Origin of the sequence: Mycobacterium sp. IS-1590, assembly GCF_001500025.1 — a bacterium.
In the GTDB taxonomy this organism is placed as follows: Bacteria; Actinomycetota; Actinomycetes; order Mycobacteriales; family Mycobacteriaceae; genus Mycobacterium.
Genome location: NZ_LQIW01000019.1, coordinates 40,062 through 63,383, shown reverse-complemented (window position 1 = coordinate 63,383; position 23,322 = coordinate 40,062). Strand labels below are relative to the sequence as shown.

Sequence of the window (23,322 nt, the reverse complement as noted above, 5' to 3'; positions counted from 1 at the left end):
CTGGCCCGCATCTATGCCCAAGTCCTGGGCCTGGACCGCGTCGGCGTCGACGACTCCTTCTTCGAACTCGGCGGCGACAGCATCCTGTCGATGCAGGTCGTATCCCGCGCCCTGACCGCCGGTGTCATGGTCAAACCGCGTCAGGTGTTCGTCGAGCAGACGGTGTCCCGACTGGCGAGAGTGGTCAAACTCGCGTGGGTCGTGGTCCGAGACGACGGGAACGAGGCCGTCGAACACGTGCCGGCCACTCCGATCATGCGGTGGCTGCAGCGGGAGGACGGCGCGGTCGACCAGTTCAATCAGACCGTGGTGGTCGAGGCCCCCGTGGGGGTGACCGAGGCCGACGTCGTGGTGGTGCTGCAGGCGCTGTTGGATCGCCACGCCATGCTGCGGGCTCGCGTCGACGACGAATATGGACACGCCGCGGCGTGGTCGTTGACGGTGCCCGAAGCGGGATCGGTGCAGGCCGGTGGTTGCCTGCAAACAGTGGAGGCGTTGTCCGAGGGAGCCATGGTGGAGGCGCGGTCGCGGTTGAACCCGGCGGCTGGGGCGATGCTTTGCGCGGTGTGGGCGGCCAGCACGAACCAATTGGCGCTGGTGATCCACCACCTGGCGGTCGACGGCGTGTCGTGGCGAATCTTGTTGGAAGACTTGAATATTGCCTGGGCTCAGCATCGCAGCGGGCAGCCGATCGAGTTGTCGGCGGGCGGAACATCGTTCGCCCGTTGGGCGCGGCTGCTCGAGGAACACGCGCACGACCCTGCTGTGGTCGCCCAGGCCGAGGTGTGGCGGCGTGTCGCCGCGACCCCTGCGGCGTTGCCGGCGGTGGAGCCGGGTGTGGATACCTTCGCCAACGCCGGGCAGCTCTCAACGCAGTTGGATCCCGAGACCACGCGAATGCTGCTCGGCGAGGTGCCAGCGGCCTTCCATGCCGGCGTGCAGGACATTCTGCTGATCGCGTTCGGCCTCGCGGTTTCGGAGTTCCTCGCCAGTGGCGCTGCGCCCGTCGGCATCGACGTCGAGGGGCACGGCCGCGCCGACGAATTGGCCGATGATGTCGACTTGTCGCGCACGGTGGGCTGGTTCACCACCAAGTATCCGGTGTCGTTGACCGTTGGTGGTTTGTCGTGGGCACGGGTGATCGCCGGTGACCCCGCGCTCGGCTCGCTCATCAAGTCCGCCAAAGAGGACCTGCGCGCCATGCCCGACGGCCTGACGTACGGCGTGTTGCGCTATTTGAACTCCGATGTCGACCTGGACGGGCCAGACCCTCGAATCGGGTTCAACTACCTCGGACGACTAGGTGCTGCCGCCGGTGAACTGTCGGATGAGTTCTGGCGTGTCAGCCCTGACAGCGGCGCTGTCGCCCGCGCCAGCCTGGACATTCCGTTGACGCTTCCGCACACGATCGATCTGAACGCCAGCACGGCCGACACCGAGTCGGGTCCGCAGTTGCACGCCAACTGGACGTGGGCGCCCTCGGCGGTCGAGGAGGGTCAGGTCAGCCGGCTGGGCCGACTGTGGTTCGAGGCGCTGGCGGGCATCTGCGCACACGTGCGACGCGGTGGGGCGGGCCTGACTCCGTCCGACATCACTCCGGTTCGGCTGAGTCAGCAGCAGATCGACGAACTGGAACAGAGATACCGCATCGCGGATGTGTTGCCGTTGACCCCGCTGCAGCAGGGCCTGCTGTTCCACGCCGACGCGGCCCAAGCCGCCGGTGACGACGTGTATGCGGTGCAGTTGGTGCTCACCGTTGCCGGTCCGCTCGACCAGTACCGGCTGCATGAGGCGGTGCGTACGGTGGTGCGTCGCCATCCGAATTTGGCCGCCCGGTTCAACGAGCAGTTCGACCAGCCGGTGCAGATCATCCCGCGTGATGCTGAGGCAGGGTGGCGGTATGTCGAGCTCGCCACCGATGCCGACGAGCAGGCACAGCACGTTCACGCAGCCGAACGGGAGGCGGTGTTCGACCTCGCCGAGAGTCCAGCGTTCCGGGTCGCTCTGATCCGCACCGCAGCGGACCGGCACCAGATCGTGATCACCAGCAACCACATCCTGATGGACGGTTGGTCGCTGTCGATCGTGCTCCAGGAGATGTTCGTCAGTTACTACGGGCAGCGGCTGCCGGCTGCGGTGCCGTACCGGCGGTTCTTCACCTGGCTGGCTGACCGCGACCACGACGCCGCCCAGACAGCGTGGCGCCGAGTCTTGGACGGCTTCGCCACTCCGACTTTGGTCGCTGCACCGGACCGGCTGGGTATCGGGCCGCGGGATACTCGAACGTTCTGGATACCGCAGGATGCGACCGGGGCGGTCAGCGAACTGGCGCGAACACATCGCACCACGGTCAGCACTGTGTTGCAGGGCGCCTGGGCGCTACTGCTGACCTCGTTGACCGGCCAGCACGACGTGGCGTTCGGCGTGACGGTGTCGGGTCGGCCCACAGAGGTGCCAGGTGCCGAGTCGATGGTGGGCCTGATGATCAACACCGTGCCGATGCGGGCGAACACCTCGGCGGAGACCACCGTCGCCGATCTGCTCGAACAGCTGCAGAGCAACTACAACGACACCTTCGAACACCAGCACATGGCGCTGCGCGACATCCACCGGCTCACCGGGCACCGCCAATTGTTCGACACCGTCTTCGTTTACGAGAACTACCCGTCCAACACCGCGGCACTCTCGAGCGCCGACGACCTGGGCATCGTCGACGTCTCCAACCGCGACTTCTACCACTACCCACTCGCGGTTCAAGCGGTACCCGGTCGTGAACTGGAACTGCGCGTTCAGTTCCGCACGGATGTCTTCGACGCTGCAGACATCGAATCGCTCGTCGAACGCTTCGAGTGGGTGCTGTCGGCCATGATCACCGATCCCACACGACAGCTGTCGACGATGAATCTGGTTGACGGACAAGACAGGGCCCGAACGGATTCGGTTCCGCTACCCGAAACCCACAGCACCGGTGCTGCCGATCGAGCGCCGGCTACCGTGACCGAGCGCGTAGTGGCCGGCGTTTTCGCCCATGTTCTCGAAACAGACCGCGTGGGCATCGACGAGTCGTTCTTCGATCTGGGTGGAGATTCGCTTTCGGCGATGCGCGCGATCGCCGCGATCAACGCCGCCCTCGACAGCCGGCTCGCAGTGACTGCGCTGATCGACGCTCCCTCGGTCAGGACCTTGAGTCAGCGATTGACGGCGCAGTAGACGCGGGCGCCCACGGGACCGTCACCATACGTACGGCACCAGGCGGTGGCGAACCTTCTCGGTGTACTCGCGATATCCGTCCAGCTCCGCCCTCAGCATGTGCTCCTCGTCGCGGATCCGGAAGGTGAGGATGGCCACGCCGACTACGACGAAGACGAGCCCGACGTAGGAGCCCAGCGCCAGCGGTATGCCGACCATGAGGATCACGTTGCCGGTGTACATGGGGTGCCGCACCATCCCGTAAAGACCTGTCGAGATGACGGTCTGGCCTTCCTCGACGCGAACGGTCGCAGCCGCATGGCTGTTCTGGATGACCACCAGCATCATCACCGTGACGCCGACGGCTACCAGAACGATGCCCAATATGCAGATCGACGTGGGCACCGAGGACCAGGCAAAGCGATGGTCGAGTGCGCTGACTGCCAACATCGACGCGAGAGTCAACCACGATCCGGCCATGACGAACTTCTGGGTCCTGCGCGATTCTGCCGATGGACCCCCACGCATCCGACGCTCGAGCGCGACCGGATTCGTTCGCATCAGGTATAGGCCGGGAAGCCAGCCCGAAAGGGAGAACGAAACGAGGAAAACCCACGCCTGCCAGTACTTGAAGGTGCCTGCCGCCAGAAACAGGATCAGTCCGAACGTGACAGGTTCGACTAAGCCGAATGCCAACATCTTGGGAGTGGTCTTCAACGATTCCCCTTCTGGTCCGTCGGCTGCCGGCGACCGGTCGGCCCACGGCGCACGTTTGTAAAGTACCGCCCGCCAGAGCATCCAGATGCGCGAACGGGTCGCGCGTCGGACAGCCGCTACGTCACACGTGGAACCGATCGCCCGAGCGCTGGTCATCACCCGCTCGTTATCATCTGCTGGTATTGGACCGAAGATTCCTTGTGTCGATTGGAGGCGTATGACTGTACGAGTCGAGGAGTTGGAGTTTCAGGCGGAGGCCCGCCAACTCCTGGAATTGCTGATCCACTCGGTGTACTCCAACAAGGACTCGTTCCTGCGTGAGTTGATCTCGAATTCCTCCGACGCCCTCGACAAGCTGCGGCTGGAGGCGCTGCGCAACAAGGACCTGGACGTCGACACCGCCGATCTGCACATCGAGATCGTCCCGGACAAAGAGGCACGCACCCTGACCGTCCGCGACAACGGCATTGGCATGACTCACGACGAGGTCGTCGAACTCATCGGCACGCTCGCCAAGTCGGGCACCGGCCAACTCCGCCAGCAGTTGCGCGAGGCCAAGAACGCGGCCGCCGCCGAGGAACTGATCGGCCAGTTCGGGATCGGTTTCTACTCGACGTTCATGGTCGCCGACAAGGTCGAGCTGCTCACCCGCAAGGCCGGCGAGAGCCAGGCCACCCGGTGGGTCTCCAGCGGTGAGGCCACCTACACCATCGAAACCGTCGAGAACGCGCCCCAAGGCACCTCGGTCACCCTGCACCTCAAGCCCGAGGACGCCGAGGACCAGCTGCACGATTACACCTCGGAGTGGAAGATCCGGGAACTGGTCAAGAAGTACTCCGACTTCATCGCCTGGCCCATCCGGATGGACGTCGAGCGCCGCACCCCGCCGAGAGAAGAGGGCGGCTCCGAAACTGGTCAGGAGACCGTCACCGTCGAGACGCAGACCCTCAACTCGATGAAGGCGCTGTGGGCCAAGTCCAAGGACGAGGTGTCCGAGGAGGAATACAAGGAGTTCTACAAGCACATCGCACACGCCTGGGACGACCCTCTCGAGGTGATCGCGATGAAGGCCGAAGGCACCTTTGAGTACCAGGCGCTGCTGTTCATCCCGTCGCAAGCGCCGTTCGACCTGTTCACCCGCGACGCCAAGGTCGGTATCCAGCTCTACGTCCGGCGCGTCTTCATCATGGGCGACTGCGAAGACCTGATGCCGATTTACCTGCGCTTCGTCAAGGGTGTCGTCGACGCACAGGACATGTCGCTCAACGTTTCTCGCGAAATCCTGCAGCAGGACCGCCAAGTCACCGCGATCCGCCGCCGGCTGACCAAGAAGGTCCTTTCGACGATCCAGGAGATGCAGTCCGAGCGGCCCGACGACTATCGCACCTTCTGGACCCACTTCGGGTCCGTCGTCAAAGAGGGTCTGATGTCGGATTTCGACAACCGCGAAACCCTGCTGCGGATCTCGTCGTTCGCCTCCACCCACAGCGACGACGAACCCACCACGCTCGCGCAATATGTCGAGCGGATGAAGGACGGTCAGGAGCAGATCTTCTACGCCACCGGACAGTCCCGCGAGCAACTCCTCAAGTCACCCCATCTGGAGGCGTTCAAAGCCAAGGGCTACGAGGTGCTGCTGCTCACCGACCCGGTGGACGAAGTCTGGGTTGGCTCGGTGCCCGACTTCGACGGTAAGCCGTTGCAGTCGGTCGCACGCGGCGAGGTGGACCTCGACTCGGACGAGGAGAAGAGCGAGGCCGAGCGCGAGGAACAACAGAAAGAATTCGCCGAACTACTCGACTGGTTGAAGGAGACCCTGAACGAGCACGTCTCCGAGGTCCGGCTCTCCACCCGCCTGACCGACTCCCCGGCGTGCCTGATCACCCCCACCTTCGGCATCACACCCGCACTCGCCCGCATGTACCGGGCCTCCGGCCAGACGGTGCCGGTCAGCAAGCGGATCCTCGAACTCAACCCCAAGCATCCGCTCGTCGTTGGCCTCCGGCAGGCGCACAAGGACCGCGGAGACGAGGCGGCACTGACCGATACCGCCGAACTGCTCTACGGCACGGCTCTTCTGGCCGAGGGCGACCTGCCCGACGATCCGGCCAAGTTCGCCGGGCTCATCGCCGAACGGCTCGCCCGCACCGTGTAAGCGAGTCGCCGAACCTGGGTACCCCCTATGTGCCCTGGTCAGCGGCCGCGGGAAGCCGTTGACCTCATCTATTGTTGAGGTTCTACGGTGATTTCATGAGCATGGAAACGGTCGCGCGGCAGGCGCTCTACCGGCAGTCGCATGCCCGCGGCGGTGACCTGCGGTCGCTGCTGAACGCGGCGTTACTGCGTCGCATCTGGCGCTTCGCCGGGCGCCACCATCCTCGGCTGCGCGCGTTCGTCGCTGTCAGCGTCGTCGCGGCACTCCTCGGCGTCGCCACCCCCGTGCTGGCGGGCAAGGTCGTCGACGCGATCACAGCGGGTTCATCCCGCATGGTGCTCGTCCTGGCGGTCATCATCGCGGCGGTGGCCGTCGCCGAGACCGGCGCCTCCCTCGTGACGAGGTGGCTCTCATCGACGATCGGCGAAGGTCTGATTCTCGACCTGCGCACCGCGGTGTTCGACCACGTGCAACGGATGCCGGTCGCCTTCTTCACCCGCACCCGAACCGGCGCACTGGTCAGCCGGCTCGGCAACGACGTGATGGGCGCGCAGCGGGCCTTCTCCGACACGCTGTCGGGTGTGGTGTCCAACCTCGTGACGCTCACGCTGACGTTGGTGGTGATGCTGTCGATCTCCTGGCAGGTCACCCTGCTCTCGCTCGTGCTCGTGCCGCTGTTCATCGTTCCGGCTCGCCGGATCGGCCGCACCATGGCCCGGCTGTCGCGCGAGGCCGCCGCCCACAACGCGACCATGAACACCCAGATGACCGAACGGTTCTCGGCGCCGGGCGCGACGCTGGTCAAGCTGTTCGGCAATCCCGCGACAGAATCTCGCGAGTTCGCCGTGCGCGCCGGCCGCGTCCGCGACATCGGCGTGAAAACCGCGATGCTGCAGTCGGTCTTCATGAACTCGTTGACGTTCATGTCCGCCCTTGCGCTCGCGCTGGTCTACGGGCTCGGCGGTGCCCTCGCGATCGGCGGCCACCTGCAGGCCGGCGCGATCGTGTCGTTGGCACTGTTGCTGACCCGGCTCTATGCTCCGCTGACCGCACTGGCCAACGCGCACGTCGAGATCGCCAGCGCCCTGGTGTCCTTCGAGCGGGTCTTCGAGGTGCTCGACCTCGAACCGCTCATCGCCGAGAAGGCGGACGCCGTCCCCGTGCCCGTCGGCCCGGTGGCGGTGCAGTTCGACAACGTGCGCTTCTCCTACCCTTCGGCGGACAAGGTGTCGCTGGCCTCGCTGGAGGAGGTCGCCGAGCTCGACATCCGCGGCGGAGATGAAGTGCTGCACGGCATCTCGTTCACGGCGCGGCCGGGTCAGATGGTCGCGCTGGTGGGCTCGTCCGGAGCAGGCAAGTCGACGATCGCCTCGCTTCTCGCCCGGCTCTACGACGTCGACTCCGGTGCGGTGACGGTCAACGGCGTCGACCTCCGCGACGTGTCCTTCGCGTCGCTCAAGGAGACGGTCGGCGTGGTCACCCAGGACGGGCACCTGTTCCACGAGTCGATCCGGGCCAACCTCACGCTGGCGGCGTCCGACGCCACCGATGACGAACTGTGGGAGGCACTCGACCGCGCCCGGCTGGCCGACGTGGTCGCCGAGATGCCCGACGGTCTCGACACCGTGGTCGGCGAGCGGGGATATCGCCTGTCCGGCGGGCAGCGCCAGCGGCTGACGATCGCGCGCCTGCTGCTGGGCCGATCGCGGGTCGTCGTGCTCGACGAGGCCACCGCCTCGCTGGACTCCGAATCGGAGGCTGCCGTTCAGCAGGCGCTCACCGAGGCGCTCGCCGGTCGGACGTCCATCGTGATCGCGCACCGGTTGTCCACCGTCCGTGCCGCCGATCTCATCCTGGTCGTCGAGGACGGCCGCATCGTCGAGCGGGGCACGCACTTCGAACTGCTCGCCAACCGGGGCCGCTACGCCGAGTTGTACGAAACCCAGTTCGGAGCCCAGGAAACGGCGGCCGCGTGATCGGCCGTTATCCGTTTGCCCCGCATGGGAAGATGGCCTAAGTGGTCGCCCCCGAAGTCCAGGCCCTGCGCTCAGCGCCGGCCATCGCCCCGCCACCGCAACGCCGACGCGCGAGCTCGGACCTGTGGCGGATGCTGCCGTACCTGATGCCGTACCGAGCGCGCTGGATCGCGATGGTCACCGTCGCCATCGCCAGCCTCGCCGCCACCGTGTCGATCCCACTGATGACCAAGGCCGTCATCGACGGTCCGGTGCGCCACCAGGACCAGCAGGGACTGTGGCTGCTCGGCACCGCCGCGATGGGCGTCGGCATCACCGAAGCGGTGCTGTGGTTCATCCGCCGCTGGCTGGCGGCCCGCGCCACCATGGGCGTCGAAGCCGACATCCGCAAGGACCTCTACGCCCGGCTGCAGGTACTGCCGATGAACTTCCACGGACGCTGGCAGTCCGGCCAGCTGCTGTCACGAATCATGAACGACCTCAGCACGATTCGTCGCTTCATGTCCTTCGGCTTGCTCTTCCTCCTGCTGAACGGTCTGCAGATCACCGTCGTGACGGCCATCCTGCTGACGATGTACTGGCCGCTGGGCGTGGTCGTGCTGGTGTCGATCGTGCCGATCACACTGACCGTCCTGCATTTCCAACAGGAGTACACCCGGTTGTCGCGGCTGGCGCAGGATCAGGCGGGCCACGTCGCCACCCACGTCGAGGAGTCCGCGCTCGGGCTGCGGGTGGTGAAATCCTTCGGTCGTGAGGACTACGTCTACGACCGGTTCGACGAACAACTCACCGAGCTCTACGAAACGCAGATCGATCGCGTGTCGGTTTCGGCGAAGTTTTGGACGCTGCTCGAAGTCATCCCGAACCTGACCCTGATCGTGGTGCTCGGCTTCGGCGCCTACGCCGCCGGCGAAGGCCACGTCACCCTGGGCACCCTCGTCGCGTTCATCACGATGATGCTGTCCCTGGTCTGGCCGATCGCCTCCCTGGGCTTCCTGCTGTCGATGACGCAGGAGTCGTTCACCGCCGCGAACCGGATCACCGAGATCTTCGATACGCCAATCGATATCGTCGACGGTCCCGTCGATGAACCGCCGAGCGGCGGCCGCCTGGAACTCGTCGAGGTCGGATTCCGATTTCCCGACTCGGACGATTTTGCGCTGCGCCACGTCACCGTCACCGTCGAACCGGGCGAGACGCTCGCGCTGGTCGGGTCGACGGGCTCGGGGAAGTCGGTGCTGGCCGCGCTGCTGTCTCGTTTGTACGACGTCACCGAAGGATCCATCCGCATCGACGGCCGCGACATCCGCGAGCTCACCCTGTCCGCGCTGCGCGAAACGGTGGCCACGGCCTTCGAGGACCCGACGCTGTTCTCCATGTCGGTCGCCGAGAACCTGAGGCTGGGCCGGCCGGAGGCTTCCGATGACGACCTGGCCGAGGCGATTGACGTCGCTGCCGCCCACTTCGTCTACGAGCTACCGTTCGGCCTCGACACCCGCATCGGCGAGCAGGGCATGAGCCTTTCCGGTGGGCAACGGCAGCGGTTGTCGCTGGCCCGGGCGATCCTGGCGGCGCCGAAGGTTCTCGTGCTCGACGACACGCTGTCGGCGCTGGACGTGCACACCGAAGCGATCGTCGAGGAGGCCCTCCGTCGGGTGCTGCACTCCGTCACGGGAATCGTTGTGGCGCACCGAGCATCGACCGTGCTGCTTGCCGACAAGGTGGCCCTGCTGGAGGACGGCACCATCACCCACGTCGGCACCCACACCGAACTGCTCGCCGAAGTGCCGCAGTACCGATACCTGTTGGCCGCCGATGACGAACTCGACGACGGCACCGAGCGCGCGTGCGCGTGGGAGGACGATCGGGACCGCAGCCGCCTCGAGCACGCCGTCGAGGAGCAAGAGGCGCTGCACCGCGACCCCGCACAGCGACGCTTCGCCGCCCCGGAGGCCGAACGCCGATGACCGCGACCGATACCCCGGATACCGCGACACCAGAATGGCGCGGCAAGTTCGAAGAACAACACGACGACCTCCCGATCGACGAGACCCTCGACCGCCGCCGCGAGGCGCGCTCACTTCTCGGCGACCTGCTGCGGCCCTACCGATTCACCGTTGCACTGCTCGCCCTCGTCGTGGTCGTGGAGAACGCGGCACGCCTGTCGGTTCCGATCCTCGTGCAGCGCGGCATCGACCGGGGCATCCCGCCGATCGTTCAGGGCGGTACGGCCCACACGCTGCTGATGATCGTCGGCGCCCTCGCCCTCGTCGTCGCGGTCCAGGCCACCAGCCGGATGTTCTTCCTCCGCCGCTCCGGGCGCATCGGCCAGAAAGTGCTTCTGGAGCTGCGCCGCAGGGTGTTTCGGCACTTCCAGCGCCTGGACATCGCCTTCCACGACCGGTACACCTCGGGTCGGGTGGTGAGCCGCTCCACCAACGATGTCGAAGCCATCCAGGACATGCTCGAGACCGGCTTCGACAGCCTGGTCACCGCGGTGCTCACGCTGTTCGGCACGGCGATCCTGCTCGTCGTGCTCGACTGGCGGCTCGGGTTGATGTGCCTGGGCGCCTTCCCGCTGTTGATCGGGCTCGTGTGGTGGTTCCGCAACGAGTCGGCGAGAACGTATCGCCGGGTGCGCGAGAGCGCCGCGTTGGTGATCGTGCAGTTCGTCGAGACGATGACCGGCATCAAGGCCGTGCAGGCCTATCGCCGGGAACCGCGCAATCAGCAGATATTCGAAGACATCGCCGATCGCTACAAGGCCGACAACGAGCGCACCTTCCAGCTGCTCGCCATCTTTATGCCGGGCGTCAAGCTCGTCGGCAACCTCACCACCGGTGTGGTGCTACTCTACGGCGGCTACCGAGTTCTCAACGGTCAGATGACGATCGGCACGCTGACGGCCTTCCTGCTCTACCTGCGCATGTTCTTCGAACCGATGCAGGAGATCTCGCAGTTCTTCAACACGTTCCAGTCGGCGGCCTCAGCGCTGGAGAAACTGGCGGGCGTGCTCGCCCAGCGGCCGGGCATCAAGGACCCGGAGCACCCGGTGACGCTGACCGATGTGCGCGGCGAAATCGCCTTCCATGACGTGCGATTCCAGTACGTCGCCGATCGCCCGGTGCTGCCCGGACTGGTGCTCGAGGTGCCCGCCGGCCAGACCGTCGCGCTGGTCGGCACCACCGGGGCGGGCAAGACCACGATCGCCAAGCTCATCGCGCGGTTCTACGATCCGACGTCCGGGTCGGTCACGCTGGACGGCGTTGATCTGCGCGAGCTTTCGCAAAGCGAACTGCGCCGCCACGTGGTGATGGTCACCCAGGAGAACTTCATGTTCGACGGGACCATCGCCGACAACATCCGGTTCGGCCGACCTGACGCCACCGATGCCGAGGTGGCGGCCGCGGCCGAAGCCGTGGGCGCCGACCGTTTCGTCGCGGCGCTACCTGACGGATACGACACCGACGTCGCCAAGCGCGGGGGTCGGCTCTCGGCCGGGCAACGGCAGCTCGTCGCGTTCGCGCGCGCGTTCCTCGCCGACCCCGCGGTGCTGATCCTCGACGAGGCCACGTCGTCACTGGACATCCCCAGCGAGCGCATGGTGCAGCGTGCGCTCGAAACCGTGCTCGCCGACCGCACGGCGTTGGTCATCGCGCACCGGTTGTCCACCGTGCAGGTCGCCGACCGGGTACTGGTGCTCGAACACGGCCGGATTGTCGAGGACGGCACGCCAACGGATCTGATCGCTCGCGGCGACGGTCACTACGCCGCGCTGCACCGCGCGTGGGTCGAGTCGCTGGCCTGATCACGTCGCCGAAACTGAAGATAGCCGCGAGGCGGGCGCGAAACTTCGCGCACAAGTTCAGTTTCGGCGGGATCAGGCCTGCGCCAGCAGCGCTTCCAGTTTCTCGTTGATCGCCGGCAGCTCCGAGGTGAGCATCGAGATGATCCGCTCGCGCGCGCGCTCGCTGACGTTGGCGGTCACATGGTGCAACGCGTTGAGGCGCGCGGCGTCGACCCACGCCATCATGTCCGGGTCGGAGAACCACTGCAGTTGATTCTGGTTGAAGATCAACATCATCCGCAGCCAGTCGACCGGCACGTGCGGGTAGGGGACCGGCCGGCACAACGCATTGCGGGCGTCGTCGTCGGGGTAGGCAGTCTCGACATGAGCGATGACGGCCGCACTGAACGCCGGCTGGCAGGTGCGCACCGTCTGCAGCGCGATCTGGTCGCCGTCGAAGACGGTCGTGACCGGCTCCTTGCCCAAACCGTCTGCGCTGCAGTCGATGTAGAGCACCGAGCCGTCGACATCACGAATGCCGTCGTCGAGCGTGATGCGGCCCGGCTCGATCGCCTGGACGTGGCCCATCCGCACGACGTCGGTGATGCGGCGCAGCTCGGCCAGCTCGGCCTGCGACAGGATCGCGCACCGGTACATGGTCGGCTCGACGGACCGGTCGATGCGTTGCAGGCAGCCCTTGTCCTCCAACAGCCCGAACAGATGGGGGAGCGACTCCGCCTCGCGTACCGCGGCCAACTGGTTGCCGAAATCCCGCAGCGTGTTTTTCGCGAACTGCCGGCCGGGCTGGATGGCCGCCCGGTCCAGCACCCACGATTCGCGGGGCTTGATCCACGTGACGCGCTCCGGCGCGATGCCGTGCCGCAGCAGCCACAGGCACGAGTCCATCGCCGTCTTCCCCGCTCCCACAACCACATAGCGGTCACGCGGATCGGGAAGGCGCGGCAGGCTGTTGGGCGGCACGACGTGGACGCCGTCGGCGACGGTGTAGGACGGGCGCCGCATCGACGGGACGACAACCTCCACCCGCGTGGTCACCACCCGCCGTGCGGTCACCTCGATGTCCTCGCCGCCGAACGTACGCACCCGCCCGTCGCCGAGGTACTCGCTCATCGGCAGGTACGTCACCCTGCCGGTCGGCAGCAGGTGCTGGGTCATCACCGCATCGAAGTACGCGCACACCTCCGCACCGCTGGCCAACTCGTAATAGCCTGCGTTGAGACCGAATTGGTCGACGCTATCGCTGCCGAGCCCGCGGGAGTTCACCCCGTAGTAGGCCGACGGCTGGTGTAGCCGCACGAACGGGTACGCCGTCGTCCAGTGCCCGCCGGGCTGGTCGTTGCGGTCGACCACCACCACCGTCGCATCCGACTCGTGAACCAGCGTGTCGGTGAAGGCCAGCCCCATCGCGCCCGCACCCACCACGAGGTAATCGGCCTGCAGCGTCCTGCCCATCTATCGCACGGTAGCGAAGAATTTCGCGACGTCGTCGACGTACAGGTCGGGCTGTTCGAACGCCGCGAAGTGACCGCCGCGCGGCATCGTCGTCCAGTGGGTGATGTTGTATCCGTTCTCGCACCAACTGCGCGGGGCTTGCAGGATCTCCTTGGGGAAGGATGCGATGCCGGTCGGGAGCTCGACCCGGTCGAATCCGCCGAACGCGTTGAAGCTCTCCCAGTAGAGCCGGGCCGACGACGCGCCCGATGCGGTGAGCCAGTACAGCATCACGTTGTCGAGCAGTTCGTCTTTGGTCAGCACGTTCTCCGGATGGCCGTCGCAGTCCATCCACGACCAGAACTTCTCGACGATCCATGCGAGCTGTCCGACCGGGGAGTCGACGAGCCCGTAGCCGAGGGTCTGCGGGCGGGTGGACTGTTGTTTGGAATAACCCGAGTCCCACTTCTGGTAGTAGGAGCCGCGTTCCAGCGCCCGCTGCTCCTCCTCGGTCGGGTTCTCGAGCTTGCCGGGCGGAAAGCCGAGCGGCATGTTCAGGTGAATCGCGGTGCAGCGGCCTTCGTTGCGGCCGATCTGCGTGGTGACCGCGGCGCCCCAGTCGCCGCCCTGCGCGCCGAACCGGTCGTAGCCGAGCCTGCCCATCAGGGTGTCCCAGGCCGAGGCGATCTTCTCGATGCCCCAGCCCGTCGCGGTGGGCTTCGCGGAGAAGCCGTAACCCGGCAGCGAGGGGCAGACCACGTCGAATCCGCGCTCGGTGAGCGGTTCGATCACCTTGTGGAACTCGACGATCGACCCCGGCCAGCCGTGGGTGATCAGCAGTGGGAAGGCGCCGGGCTGCGACGAACGCTGATGGATGAAGTGGATGTCGAGCCCGTCGATCTCGGTGGTGTAGTGGTCGAACCGGTTCAACGCCTCTTCGCGGGCCCGCCAGTCGTAACGCTCGGCCCAGTACTCGGCCAGTTCGCGGGTGTAGTCCAGCGGGATGCCCTGGCTCCAGTCGGCGACGCATTCGGCCTCGGGCCACCGCGTCCGCCGCAACCGCGACTGCAGGTCGGCGAGATCGTCGTCGGAAATGGCGATTCGGAACGGGCGGATCGCTGCCATGTCCGGATCCTGTCACGGGGATGAATTCCGCCGACGGTGGGAGTCGATATCTTTATGACGGCGATCGCAACGGTAGGGCGGCGGGTGTGCGCTGCGCTGGCCGCGGGGTCGGCGTCCTTGCATGCGGTCATGGTGGGCCATACGGACGCGCCGGCCGCTGCGGTCCTGACGGTGTCGATGGTCGGGGCCTGCCTGTACTGCGCGCGCGACCTGTGGCGCGACGGGCGGCAGCGCACGTGGGCAACCGTCGCGCTGATGAATCTGGCCATGATCGCGGTGCATCTCCCGGCGACCGGCCACCACCACGGTGCGTCGACCACGACCGCGCCGACGGCCGTGATGGCACTGGCCACCGTGGTCGCCATGGCCGAGGCGGCCGTCGCCACGGCCGTGCTGTACGTACACAGCCGCGGCAGGGCGATGGAGCTCATCGGTAGACCAGACCGCTGAGCCTGCGGGCCAGGCCGTAGCGCACGGCGGGCATCAGCCCGGCGAGCCGGATCGCGATGTTGCGGACCGGCCGCGCGGCGCGGGGGAGTGTGGCCAACCGGGTGAGGCGATCGGTCAAGTCGACGACCTTCTTTGCGATCGCCCGGCGCGCCTCGTTGTACTCGTCGAGCCGGGCGTCGGGCTCCCCTGAGAGGACGGCGGCTAGCGCGTCGGCCACCGCCACCGCATCCTGGATGCCGAGGTTCATGCCCTGGCCACCGGCGGGGCTGTGCACATGCGCCGCGTCACCGGCCAGCAGCAGTCGGCTCGCACGGAAGGCGTCGGCGACCCGGTGATGGATGCGGAAGCGCGAACCCCAGATCACCTCGTTCACCGTCGGTGCCCCCGCGCCCACGCGGGTGTCGAGTATCTGCTGGACGAACGCGGCCGACGGCTCCTCGGGTGCTTCGGCGACGGGCGCGACGATCCGATGTACGCCGTCGGGTAGCGGCGCCACCACGGTCAGGCCCTCCTTCGCCCAGTAGAGGATGACCTCGTCCGCGGGTGCGCTGCCGGTGAGGCGGACGTCGGCCAGTACGAACGACTCGTCGTACACACTGCCGGCGAATCCGATGCCGGCCGCCTCCCGCACCGCGCTGCGGATCCCGTCCGCGCCGACGATGTAGCGTGCGCGGATCCTGTCACCGTCGTCGAACGTCGCGGTGACGCCGGTCGGATCCTGGTCGACCGCGGTCACGGTCTTCGGGCGCAGGACGCCGCCGCCCAGTTCCTCCAACCGCTCGAGCAGCAGGCGCTCGGTGGTCGCCTGCGACACCATCAACGAGTACGGGTAGTCGGTGGGCAGGCCGCTGAAGTCGACGGGAATCAGCGTGCGGCCGCGGTCGCGAATCGTGAACTGCGGCGCCTCCACCCCCTCCTTGACCAGTCGCCTGGCCACGTCGAAGCCCTCGAGCACCTCGAGCGTGCGGGCGTTGACCACGGCGGCGCGCGAGGTGTTGGCCCCGGCGGCCTGGCGGTCTACGACCATCACGCTCACGCCGCGCGAGCGCAGCGCGACCGCCGCGGCCAATCCGGTCGGGCCCGCTCCGACGATGAGGACGTCAGTGTTCATCTCTTTCTCCTTCCGCCGGCTGCCTATACCAACGCTTGTTGGCTTTACTATGCGCCTGGGCGGGCGCCATGTCAACGCTTGTTGGCCTACAATTGTTGGCATGCGGAGATCCTCGGAACAGTCCAAGGCGGTGATCCTGGCGGCGGCCCGTGACCGGTTCGCGCGCTCGGGCTTCGAACGGGCCACCATCCGGGCGATCGCCGCGGACGCCGGCATCGACCCGTCGATGGTGATGCGGTACTTCGGCAACAAGAACCAGTTGTTCGCCGCTGCCGCCGACTTCGACCTGCAGATCCCCGATCTGTCCGGTGTCGATCCCGGCGAGGTGGGTGCGGGCCTGGTCGCACACTTCATGAACCGGTGGGAACGCGACGAGGCGCTGATCGTCCTGCTGCGGTCCAGCGCGACGAACAACGATGCGGCGCAACGGATGACGGAGATCTTCACCCGTCAGCTGCTGCCCGTCGTCGCGAAGATCAACCCGAACTCGCCGCAGCGCCGCGCGGCGCTGATCGCGACGCAGACGCTCGGGCTCGCGCTGTGCCGGTACGTGCTGCGGCTACCGCCGATCGTCGCGATGTCGCACGAGGAGATCGTCGCGGCGGTGGGACCGACGGTGCAGCGCTACCTCGACGCCCCGTAATAATCGCGGTGTGTGGACTCCGACGCTCATCCTGATCGCCGCCACCACGCTGATGGCCTGCGTCCTGCTGGGCGGCGGACTCTACGAAACCGTCGTCGTCGACCCCGCCTGGCCGCGGCGGCCCGGCATCGTCCAGGCGCATAACGGCGGAATCTCGCGACGCCGGTTCTGGATTCCGGCGCACACGGCGTTCGAGGTGCTGCTCATCGTGTCGCTGATCGTCGGGTGGTCGCACGCCGACGTGCGCACCGCGCTGCTGGTGGCGCTGGTCAGCCACGCGGTGATGCGGGTGTGGTCGCTGGTCGACTTCGTGCCGAAGGCGGTGGCGTTCGAGAAGACCGACCCGGCGGAGGTCGACGAGGCCGCCGCGGCGCGCTGGACGCGACGCAGCCTCCTGCGGTTGCCGCTGGACCTCGTCGCGTGCATCGCGATGCTCACCGCGCTGGCGGTCGCATAGACCGGTCGGACATCGGGCATAGCTAGGGGCATGAGTGAGGACGCCGGCCGTGCGCCGCAGGAGAATCCCCAGAAGGACCGCTCGGACTGGGTCACCGGTGACGAGCCGATGACCGGTCCGCAGCGCAGCTACTTGACGACACTGGCGCAGGAGGCGGGCGAACAGGTCTCCGAGAATCTGACCAAAGCGCAGGCCTCCGAGATGATCGACCGGCTGCAACAACAGACAGGACGGAATTCATCATGATCTCGACCGAGGATGTACGCACACTGCTGCAGTCCGAGGAGAGGAACGCGGTGCTCGTCGTTGTCGAAGGCCGCGTCGACGTGATCGGCGCGGGCCGGCTCGCGTCGGAGGACTACCGCGGCGCCCTCGAGGTGGTGTCCCGCGACGACCTGGTGCAGCGCATCGGTGAGACGCCGTCCGACCGCGAAATCGAGGAGCAGGCAGCGCAACTCGACACCGCGGTCTCCGAACTGGGCGGCTGAGTTCGACTCACGCCTCGATCTCGCCGACGATCTTGCGCTCGATGCTGGCCCGAGTAGTGGTCGGTAAGGCGATGAGACCGTCGAGTTCTTTCTGCGCACGGGCATAGGCGGCCTTGCGCTCGTCGGATGTCGCGGCTTCGTCGGACGCCAGGCGTAGCAGGTGTTGGGCACGTTCGATGCGCGCCTGGTCTTCGGCGGAGAAGTCGCTTCGGCGGCGGCGAATCGCATCGGCCTCGGCGACGTCGAACGCCACAACGTACTCGTGCACGGCGTCGCGGTAGTCGACCTGCGCGTCGCGGTCGTCGAGAATGTCGTCGACGGAGTCTGGACGCAGCAGATCCGCACGGCTCCTGGCCTTGTGGAAGGCGATGGTCAACGGCTCGCGCATGTCGGTCATCAGCGGGAAGTCCAGCAACTTGGCGATATCGACCTCGTAGTCGAGCCAGCGCGCGTCGGTCTCGGAGTGGCGCTGCACCACCTTGGCCACCTCGCGCCGATTCGCCTCCTCGTTCGTGTGCGCTCGCCGCGAGGCCTCCGCGAGCGCCACCTTGGTCTCCTGTTTGATGCGGTAGCGCTCGAGGCGACGTTGGGCGCGGCGCTCGTTGGCCGCCGCCACGGCACGCACCGTTCCGCCGATCGCGCCACCCAGCGGGAAGATCAGCCACCAGAAGTTTCCGGCGAAATGGAGCAGTGCTTCCATCCAACCCAGCATGCCACCGGACGGTGGCCGAGCATCACAAGCCGATCTGACGGTAACGCGCCAGGCGTGCCTGCAACCGTCGCTCGCCCGGAACGGCGCGCAGCGAGTGCAATTCGTTGGCGACGACGGCTGACAACCGCTGCGTGAACTGCAGCGGTTCGTCGGCGGCATCGGGGTTTTCGGGCACGACCACGTCGACGATGCCGTTGCGCAGCAGGTCCGCGGACCGAATGCCCTGCGTCGCAGCCAGTTCCGGGGCGTGATCGAGATCGCGGAACACGATCGCGCTGGCACCCTCCGGCGGAAGCGGCGCCAGCCAGCCGTGCAGCGCCGCCAACACCCGGTCGGCGGGCACCATCGCCAGCGCCGGCCCGCCGCTGCCCTGACCCAACAGGACCGACACCGTCGGCGTGTCCAGGGTGACCAGTTCGGCCAGGCAGCGCGCGATCTCGCCGGCCAGCCCACCCTGCTCGGCCTCGACGGTCAATGCCGGGCCCGCCGTGTCGATCACGAGCACCAGCGGCAGCTGCAGACCTTCGGCCAACGCCATACCCCGCCGCGCCTCACGCAGCGCCGCAGGCCCGACCATCCCGCCGACCACGCGTTGTTGTCCGAGCACCACCGCGGGCTGCCCGCTGAACCGGGCCAGCGCCAACAGCGTCGTCGCCGCCTCGCCCTGCCCCGTCCCCGACAACAGCACCCGCTCGGTCGTCCCGTGGCGCAACAGATATCCCACGCCCGGGCGGTCCGGCCGCCGCGAGGCCTCCACCGACTCCCACGCCGGCACGTCGGGCAGCGGCCCGAGCTCGGGTGCGGACGGCGGCGAGCCCGGCGGATCGGCAACCACGGTCAGCGTCCGGTTCAGCGTGGCGCGCAACGCGTCGAGCGGCACGACCCCGTCGATCACGCCGTGGCGGTGCAGGTTCTCGGCGGTCTGGATGCCCTCGGGAAACGGCTCACCGTAGAGGTGTTCGTACACCCGCGGGCCGAGGAAGCCGATCAGCGCGCCGGGCTCGGCGCTGGTCACGTGGCCCAGCGATCCCCACGACGCGAACACCCCGCCGGTTGTGGGATGCCGCAGGTACACCAGGTACGGCAGATGCGCGCGCTTGTGCAGTTCGACGGCGGCGGCGATCTTGACCATCTGCAGGAACGCGACGGTGCCCTCCTGCATCCGGGTGCCGCCCGAACTGGGTGAGGCCAGCAGCGGCAGTCGTTCGGCGGTCGCGCGTTGCACCGCCGCGGTGATCCGCTCGGCCGCCGCCACCCCGATCGAGCCGGCCAAAAAGTCGAACTCGCACAGCACCACGGCGACGCGGCGGCTGAACACGGTGCCTTCGCCGGTCACCACCGACTCGTCCAGACCGGTCTTGGCGGCCGCGGCGTCCAACGCTCGCCGGTAGTCGCCGTCGGCCCCGACATCGAGCGGAGGGCCGTCCCAACTGCGGAACGACCCGCGGTCCAGCACGGCATCGCGCACCTGGAGGGCACCGATCCGGCTCATCAGGAGAGCGTATATAGGCTGGCGACATGATTGGTGTGACCCGCGACGGCCACGTGATGACCCTGGAGATGCAGCGCGCCGAGCGCCGCAACGCGCTGAACGCCGAACTCGTCGACGGGCTCCGCGAAGCGATCGAGAAGGCCACCGCCGAGGACGTCCGCGCGATCGTGCTGACCGGCCAGGGCCACGTCTTCAGCTCCGGCGCCGACCTCTCCGGCGGCCAGGGCGTTGCCGACGAGCTGCCCGACAAGGCCCGGGCACTCAACCTCGCGATAGACGCGGCGCCCGTCCCGGTGATCGGCGCCATCAACGGCCCCGCGATCGGCGCCGGGGTCATTCTGTCGATGATCTGCGACCTGCGCGTCGTCGCCCCCGAGGCGTACTTCCAGTTTCCGGTCGCGAAGTACGGCATCGCGCTGGACAACTGGAGCATCCGCCGGTTGACGACGCTGGTCGGGGCGGGCCGGGCCCGCGGCATGCTGCTGGCCGCCGAGCGGCTCACCGCCGACGCCGCACTGCAGACCGGGATGGCCAACCGCATCGGCACGCTTCAAGACGCGCAGGCCTGGGCGCAGGAGATCGCGGGCTTCGCGCCGCTGGCCCTGCAGCACGCCAAGCGGGTGCTCAACGACGACGGCGCCTACGAAGACCCGTGGCCGGCGCACAAGGATCTGTTCGATCGGGCCTGGGCGAGCCAGGACATCATCGAGGCGCAGGTCGCCCGCATCGAGAAGCGCCCCCCGAGGTTCAAGGGAGCCTGATGATCCGGTCGGCGCTGCGCATCGGCTTCGGCACGGCCTCACTGCTGGCCGGCGGATGGCTGGTACGCGCATTGCAGGGCGCACCCGCGGCGCTGGGCGCCTCGCCCACCGAGATCGAACGCGTCGCACAGCGCTCCCCGAACTACCGCGACGGCGTGTTCGTCAACCTCGAACCGGCGTCGATGATGAGCATCGACGCCGAACAGCAGCGGCTGCTGGTCCGCGAGTTGATCGGATCGCGCGGCGTCGCCAAACCGGACGGCCCGATTCCGGTCGTCACCCCGTCACCCACCGACCCCGACTCGACGCAGATGTCGGCCTGCTGGTTCGGTCACTCCTCGGCGCTCGTCGAACTCGACGGCTACCGCGTGCTCGCCGACCCGGTGTGGAGCCGCCGGTGCTCACCGTCGCAGACGGTCGGTCCCGAGCGGATGCACGAGGTGCCCGCTCCGCTCGAGGCGCTGGCCGCGGTCGACGCGATCATCGTCAGCCACGACCACTACGACCACCTCGACATGGACACGATCACCGGGCTGGCCCGCACCCAGCGGGCGCCGTTCGTCGTTCCGCTCGGCATCGGCGCGCACCTGCGCAAATGGGGGATACCGGAGAGCCGCATCGTCGAACTGGACTGGAACGAGACCCACACCATCGGCGAGCTCACCCTGGTGTGCACGCCGGCGCGGCACTTCTCCGGCCGCCAATTCACCCGTAACACCACGCTGTGGGCCTCCTGGGTGATCATCGGCCCGCGCCACCGGGCCTTCTTCGGCGGCGACACCGGATACACCAAGAGCTTCGCTCAGATCGGCATGGACCACGGGCCGTTCGACATGACGCTGCTGCCCGTCGGGGCCTACCACCCGGCGTGGCCCGACATCCACATGAACCCCGAAGAGGCGGTCAAGGCGCACCTCGACGTCGCCGAGGCCGACCGGGGGCTGCTGGTGCCGATCCACTGGGCCACCTTCCGGCTCGCGCCCCACCCGTGGGCCGAACCGGTCGAGCGGCTGCTGCGGGCGGCCGACGCGGAGAAGGTGCAGATAGCGGTGCCCAAGCCCGGTCAACGGGTCCGGTTGGACGCGGCGCCGGCGCTCGACCCGTGGTGGCGGTTCTAGCTCCGCCTGCCCACGCACACTTTTTGCAGACGCACTCGCGGTTCGAGCACCACAACAGCGCGCTCGCCGGGTTACCGTTCAGCTCATGAAAGCACTGGCCAGGGTGGCCGTCGTCGGGGTGCTGCTCGTCGCGGGCTGCGGTGCCGATCGCCCCGAACCCGCTCCGCCGTCCCCGCCGGCCGCCCCGGGTGCGCAGCCCGACGTACCCCCGCCGCTGGTGCCCGCGATGCCCCTTCCGGAGAACGCGGTCGACAACGCGGTGGCCGAACTCGACGGCATGGGCGAGGACCTGATGCGGAAGTCCGGAATCCCCGGTATGGCGGTCGCTGTCGTCCACGGCGGAAAGACGGTGTACGCCAAGGGGTTCGGAGTCAAGGACGCCACCAAGCCCGACGGGGACGAGAACCGGGTCGACCCCGACACGGTGTTCCAGCTCGCGTCGGTGTCCAAGTCGCTGGCGGCGACCGTGGTTGCCCACCAGGTCGGTGTGGGCGCCGTCAGCTGGGACACCCCGATCGTGTCCGAGCTGCCGTGGTTCGCGTTGTCCAACCCGGTGGTCACCTCGATGGTGACCGTCGGGGACATGATGTCGCACCGGTCCGGGCTGCCCGACCACGCCGGCGACATGCTCGAAGACCTCGGCTACGACCGCAGGCAGGTGTTGGAACGGTTGCGCCAGCTTCCGCTGGACCCGTTCCGGATCTCCTACGCCTACACCAACTTCGGGTATACAGCCGGCGCCGAGGCGGTCGCGGTCGGTGCGGGCAAGCCGTGGGAGGTGTTGGCCGACGAGGTGCTGTTCCGTCCGCTCGGCATGGGGCAGACCAGCTACCGGTTCACCGACTATCGGGCCCGACCCAACCGCGCGGTCGGCCACATCCACATGGATGAGCGCTACGAACCGGCGTTCGTCCGTGACGCCGACCCGGAAGCCCCGGCGGGCGGTGCGAGTTCGTCGGTCAACGACATGACCCGATGGCTGGCCATGGTGCTCGCCAACGGCAGCCATGACGGCAGACAAATCGTCGCCCCGAAGGCCCTGCTGCCCGCGCTCACCCCGCAGATCGTGTCGAGCCCGGCCACCGAACCCGCGGCCAGGTCGGGCTTCTACGGCTTCGGCTTCAACGTCAGCTCGACCTCGGCGGCGCGCATGGAGCTGAGCCATTCGGGCGCCTTCGAGCTGGGCGCCGGCACGACCTTCCTGATCCTGCCGTCGGCCGACGTCGCGATCGTCGCGCTCACCAACGCCACCCCTTCGGGTGTGCCCGAATCGCTGGCCGCGCAGTTCGCCGACCTGGTGCAGTTCGGCGAGGTGCGCGAGGACTGGTACGGCCTCTACAGCGGGGCGTTCGCCGAGATGGAGAAGCCGGTCGGGTCCCTGGTCGGCAAGCAGCCGCCGGCCAACCCGGTACCCGCTGCGCCGCTCGCGTCGTACGTCGGCACCTACCGCAACGACTACTGGGGGCCCGCCCGGGTCACCGAACGCAACGGCGAGCTGCGGCTGGCGCTCGGCTCGAAGCTCGACGTGCCGCTCGAGCACTGGGACGGCAACACCTTCACGTTCTCCTTCGTCACCGAGAATGCGCCGCCGGGAACGGTTTCCACCGCGGTGTTCGATGGGGTCGACCGCGACAAGCTCATACTGGAGTACTACGACACGTTCAAGAAGGGCACGTTCGTCAAGTGACC

General features: G+C 67.6%; 19 protein-coding genes. 13 read left to right on the top strand and 6 right to left on the bottom strand.

Annotated features, from left to right (window positions below; all coding sequences use genetic code 11):
• A partial coding sequence (locus AU197_RS14070; protein ID WP_231744927.1) for a condensation domain-containing protein occupies positions 1–3,210 on the top strand: 3,210 nt, incomplete at its 5' end.
• A gap of 21 nt (positions 3,211–3,231) precedes the next feature.
• Here the strand turns inward: AU197_RS14070 and AU197_RS14065 are convergent.
• On the bottom strand, positions 3,232–3,888 hold the full coding sequence (locus AU197_RS14065; protein ID WP_082696670.1) for a methyltransferase family protein: 657 nt from the start codon (positions 3,886–3,888) through the stop codon (positions 3,232–3,234).
• A gap of 235 nt (positions 3,889–4,123) precedes the next feature.
• Between AU197_RS14065 and htpG the strand changes: the two genes are divergently transcribed.
• The 4 genes from htpG to AU197_RS14045 all read left to right on the top strand — a co-directional run bounded on the left by htpG (position 4,124) and on the right by AU197_RS14045 (position 11,845).
• A complete protein-coding gene (gene htpG, locus AU197_RS14060) occupies positions 4,124–6,061 on the top strand; it encodes a molecular chaperone HtpG (protein ID WP_064403321.1) in 1,938 nt (645 codons plus the stop codon).
• A 95-nt stretch (positions 6,062–6,156) separates the two neighbouring features.
• The gene (locus AU197_RS14055; RefSeq protein WP_064403320.1) at positions 6,157–8,037 is read left to right on the top strand and encodes an ABC transporter ATP-binding protein; all 1,881 of its coding nucleotides are present in this window, start codon (positions 6,157–6,159) and stop codon (positions 8,035–8,037) included.
• A 41-nt stretch (positions 8,038–8,078) separates the two neighbouring features.
• Positions 8,079–10,004 carry an ABC transporter ATP-binding protein gene (locus tag AU197_RS14050; protein ID WP_064403319.1) on the top strand — a complete coding sequence of 642 codons (1,926 nt, stop codon included), beginning with the start codon at positions 8,079–8,081 and terminating at the stop codon, positions 10,002–10,004.
• Positions 10,001–11,845 carry an ABC transporter ATP-binding protein gene (locus AU197_RS14045; protein WP_064403318.1) on the top strand — a complete coding sequence of 615 codons (1,845 nt, stop codon included), beginning with the start codon at positions 10,001–10,003 and terminating at the stop codon, positions 11,843–11,845. The genes AU197_RS14050 and AU197_RS14045 overlap by 4 nt, the downstream gene beginning before the upstream one ends.
• A gap of 72 nt (positions 11,846–11,917) precedes the next feature.
• Here AU197_RS14045 and AU197_RS14040 read toward each other — a convergent pair whose 3' ends face one another.
• Positions 11,918–13,297, bottom strand: a complete 1,380-nt coding sequence (locus tag AU197_RS14040; protein ID WP_064403317.1) for an NAD(P)-binding protein — start codon at positions 13,295–13,297, stop codon at positions 11,918–11,920.
• Positions 13,298–14,401, bottom strand: a complete 1,104-nt coding sequence (locus tag AU197_RS14035; RefSeq protein ID WP_064403316.1) for an epoxide hydrolase family protein — start codon at positions 14,399–14,401, stop codon at positions 13,298–13,300.
• A 54-nt stretch (positions 14,402–14,455) separates the two neighbouring features.
• Here AU197_RS14035 and AU197_RS14030 point away from each other — a divergent pair, with 54 nt between their 5' ends.
• A complete protein-coding gene (locus AU197_RS14030; protein ID WP_064403315.1) occupies positions 14,456–14,851 on the top strand; it encodes a hypothetical protein in 396 nt (131 codons plus the stop codon).
• On the opposite strand, the gene AU197_RS14025 is transcribed toward AU197_RS14030, so the two are convergent.
• Positions 14,829–15,962 (bottom strand): FAD-dependent oxidoreductase, encoded by a 1,134-nt coding sequence (locus AU197_RS14025; RefSeq protein ID WP_064403314.1) that lies wholly within the window; start codon positions 15,960–15,962, stop codon positions 14,829–14,831. The genes AU197_RS14030 and AU197_RS14025 overlap by 23 nt on opposite strands.
• A 100-nt stretch (positions 15,963–16,062) precedes the next feature.
• Between AU197_RS14025 and AU197_RS14020 the strand changes: the two genes are divergently transcribed.
• Genes AU197_RS14020 through AU197_RS14005 form a run of 4 tightly spaced genes read left to right on the top strand, consistent with a single transcriptional unit; the run spans position 16,063 to position 17,550 of the window.
• Positions 16,063–16,605 (top strand): TetR/AcrR family transcriptional regulator, encoded by a 543-nt coding sequence (locus AU197_RS14020; RefSeq protein ID WP_064403313.1) that lies wholly within the window; start codon positions 16,063–16,065, stop codon positions 16,603–16,605.
• A 10-nt stretch (positions 16,606–16,615) separates the two neighbouring features.
• On the top strand, positions 16,616–17,062 hold the full coding sequence (locus tag AU197_RS14015) for a hypothetical protein (protein ID WP_064403312.1): 447 nt from the start codon (positions 16,616–16,618) through the stop codon (positions 17,060–17,062).
• Positions 17,063–17,092: 30 nt separating this feature from the next.
• The gene (locus AU197_RS14010) at positions 17,093–17,308 is read left to right on the top strand and encodes a DUF3072 domain-containing protein (protein WP_064403311.1); all 216 of its coding nucleotides are present in this window, start codon (positions 17,093–17,095) and stop codon (positions 17,306–17,308) included.
• Positions 17,305–17,550: a hypothetical protein gene (locus AU197_RS14005; RefSeq protein ID WP_064403310.1), complete on the top strand. Its 246-nt coding sequence runs from the start codon at positions 17,305–17,307 to the stop codon at positions 17,548–17,550. Before AU197_RS14010 ends, AU197_RS14005 begins: the two co-directional genes overlap by 4 nt.
• A gap of 7 nt (positions 17,551–17,557) precedes the next feature.
• Here the strand turns inward: AU197_RS14005 and AU197_RS14000 are convergent, their stop codons facing one another.
• Both AU197_RS14000 and AU197_RS13995 read right to left on the bottom strand, forming a co-directional pair.
• Entirely contained in the window at positions 17,558–18,250 is a 693-nt protein-coding gene (locus AU197_RS14000) for a hypothetical protein (RefSeq protein WP_064403326.1), read from the bottom strand.
• Between the two features lie 34 nt (positions 18,251–18,284).
• Positions 18,285–19,754 carry an acetyl-coenzyme A carboxylase carboxyl transferase subunits beta/alpha gene (locus tag AU197_RS13995; RefSeq protein WP_064403309.1) on the bottom strand — a complete coding sequence of 490 codons (1,470 nt, stop codon included), beginning with the start codon at positions 19,752–19,754 and terminating at the stop codon, positions 18,285–18,287.
• 26 nt (positions 19,755–19,780) lie between these two features.
• On the opposite strand from AU197_RS13995, the gene AU197_RS13990 reads away from it, so the two are divergent.
• The 3 genes from AU197_RS13990 to AU197_RS13980 all read left to right on the top strand — a co-directional run bounded on the left by AU197_RS13990 (position 19,781) and on the right by AU197_RS13980 (position 23,320).
• Positions 19,781–20,515 (top strand): enoyl-CoA hydratase, encoded by a 735-nt coding sequence (locus AU197_RS13990; protein WP_064403308.1) that lies wholly within the window; start codon positions 19,781–19,783, stop codon positions 20,513–20,515.
• A complete protein-coding gene (locus AU197_RS13985; RefSeq protein ID WP_064403307.1) occupies positions 20,515–21,633 on the top strand; it encodes an MBL fold metallo-hydrolase in 1,119 nt (372 codons plus the stop codon). Before AU197_RS13990 ends, AU197_RS13985 begins: the two co-directional genes overlap by 1 nt.
• An 85-nt stretch (positions 21,634–21,718) precedes the next feature.
• Positions 21,719–23,320 (top strand): serine hydrolase, encoded by a 1,602-nt coding sequence (locus AU197_RS13980; protein WP_064403306.1) that lies wholly within the window; start codon positions 21,719–21,721, stop codon positions 23,318–23,320.
• Positions 23,321–23,322: the final 2 nt, after the last annotated feature.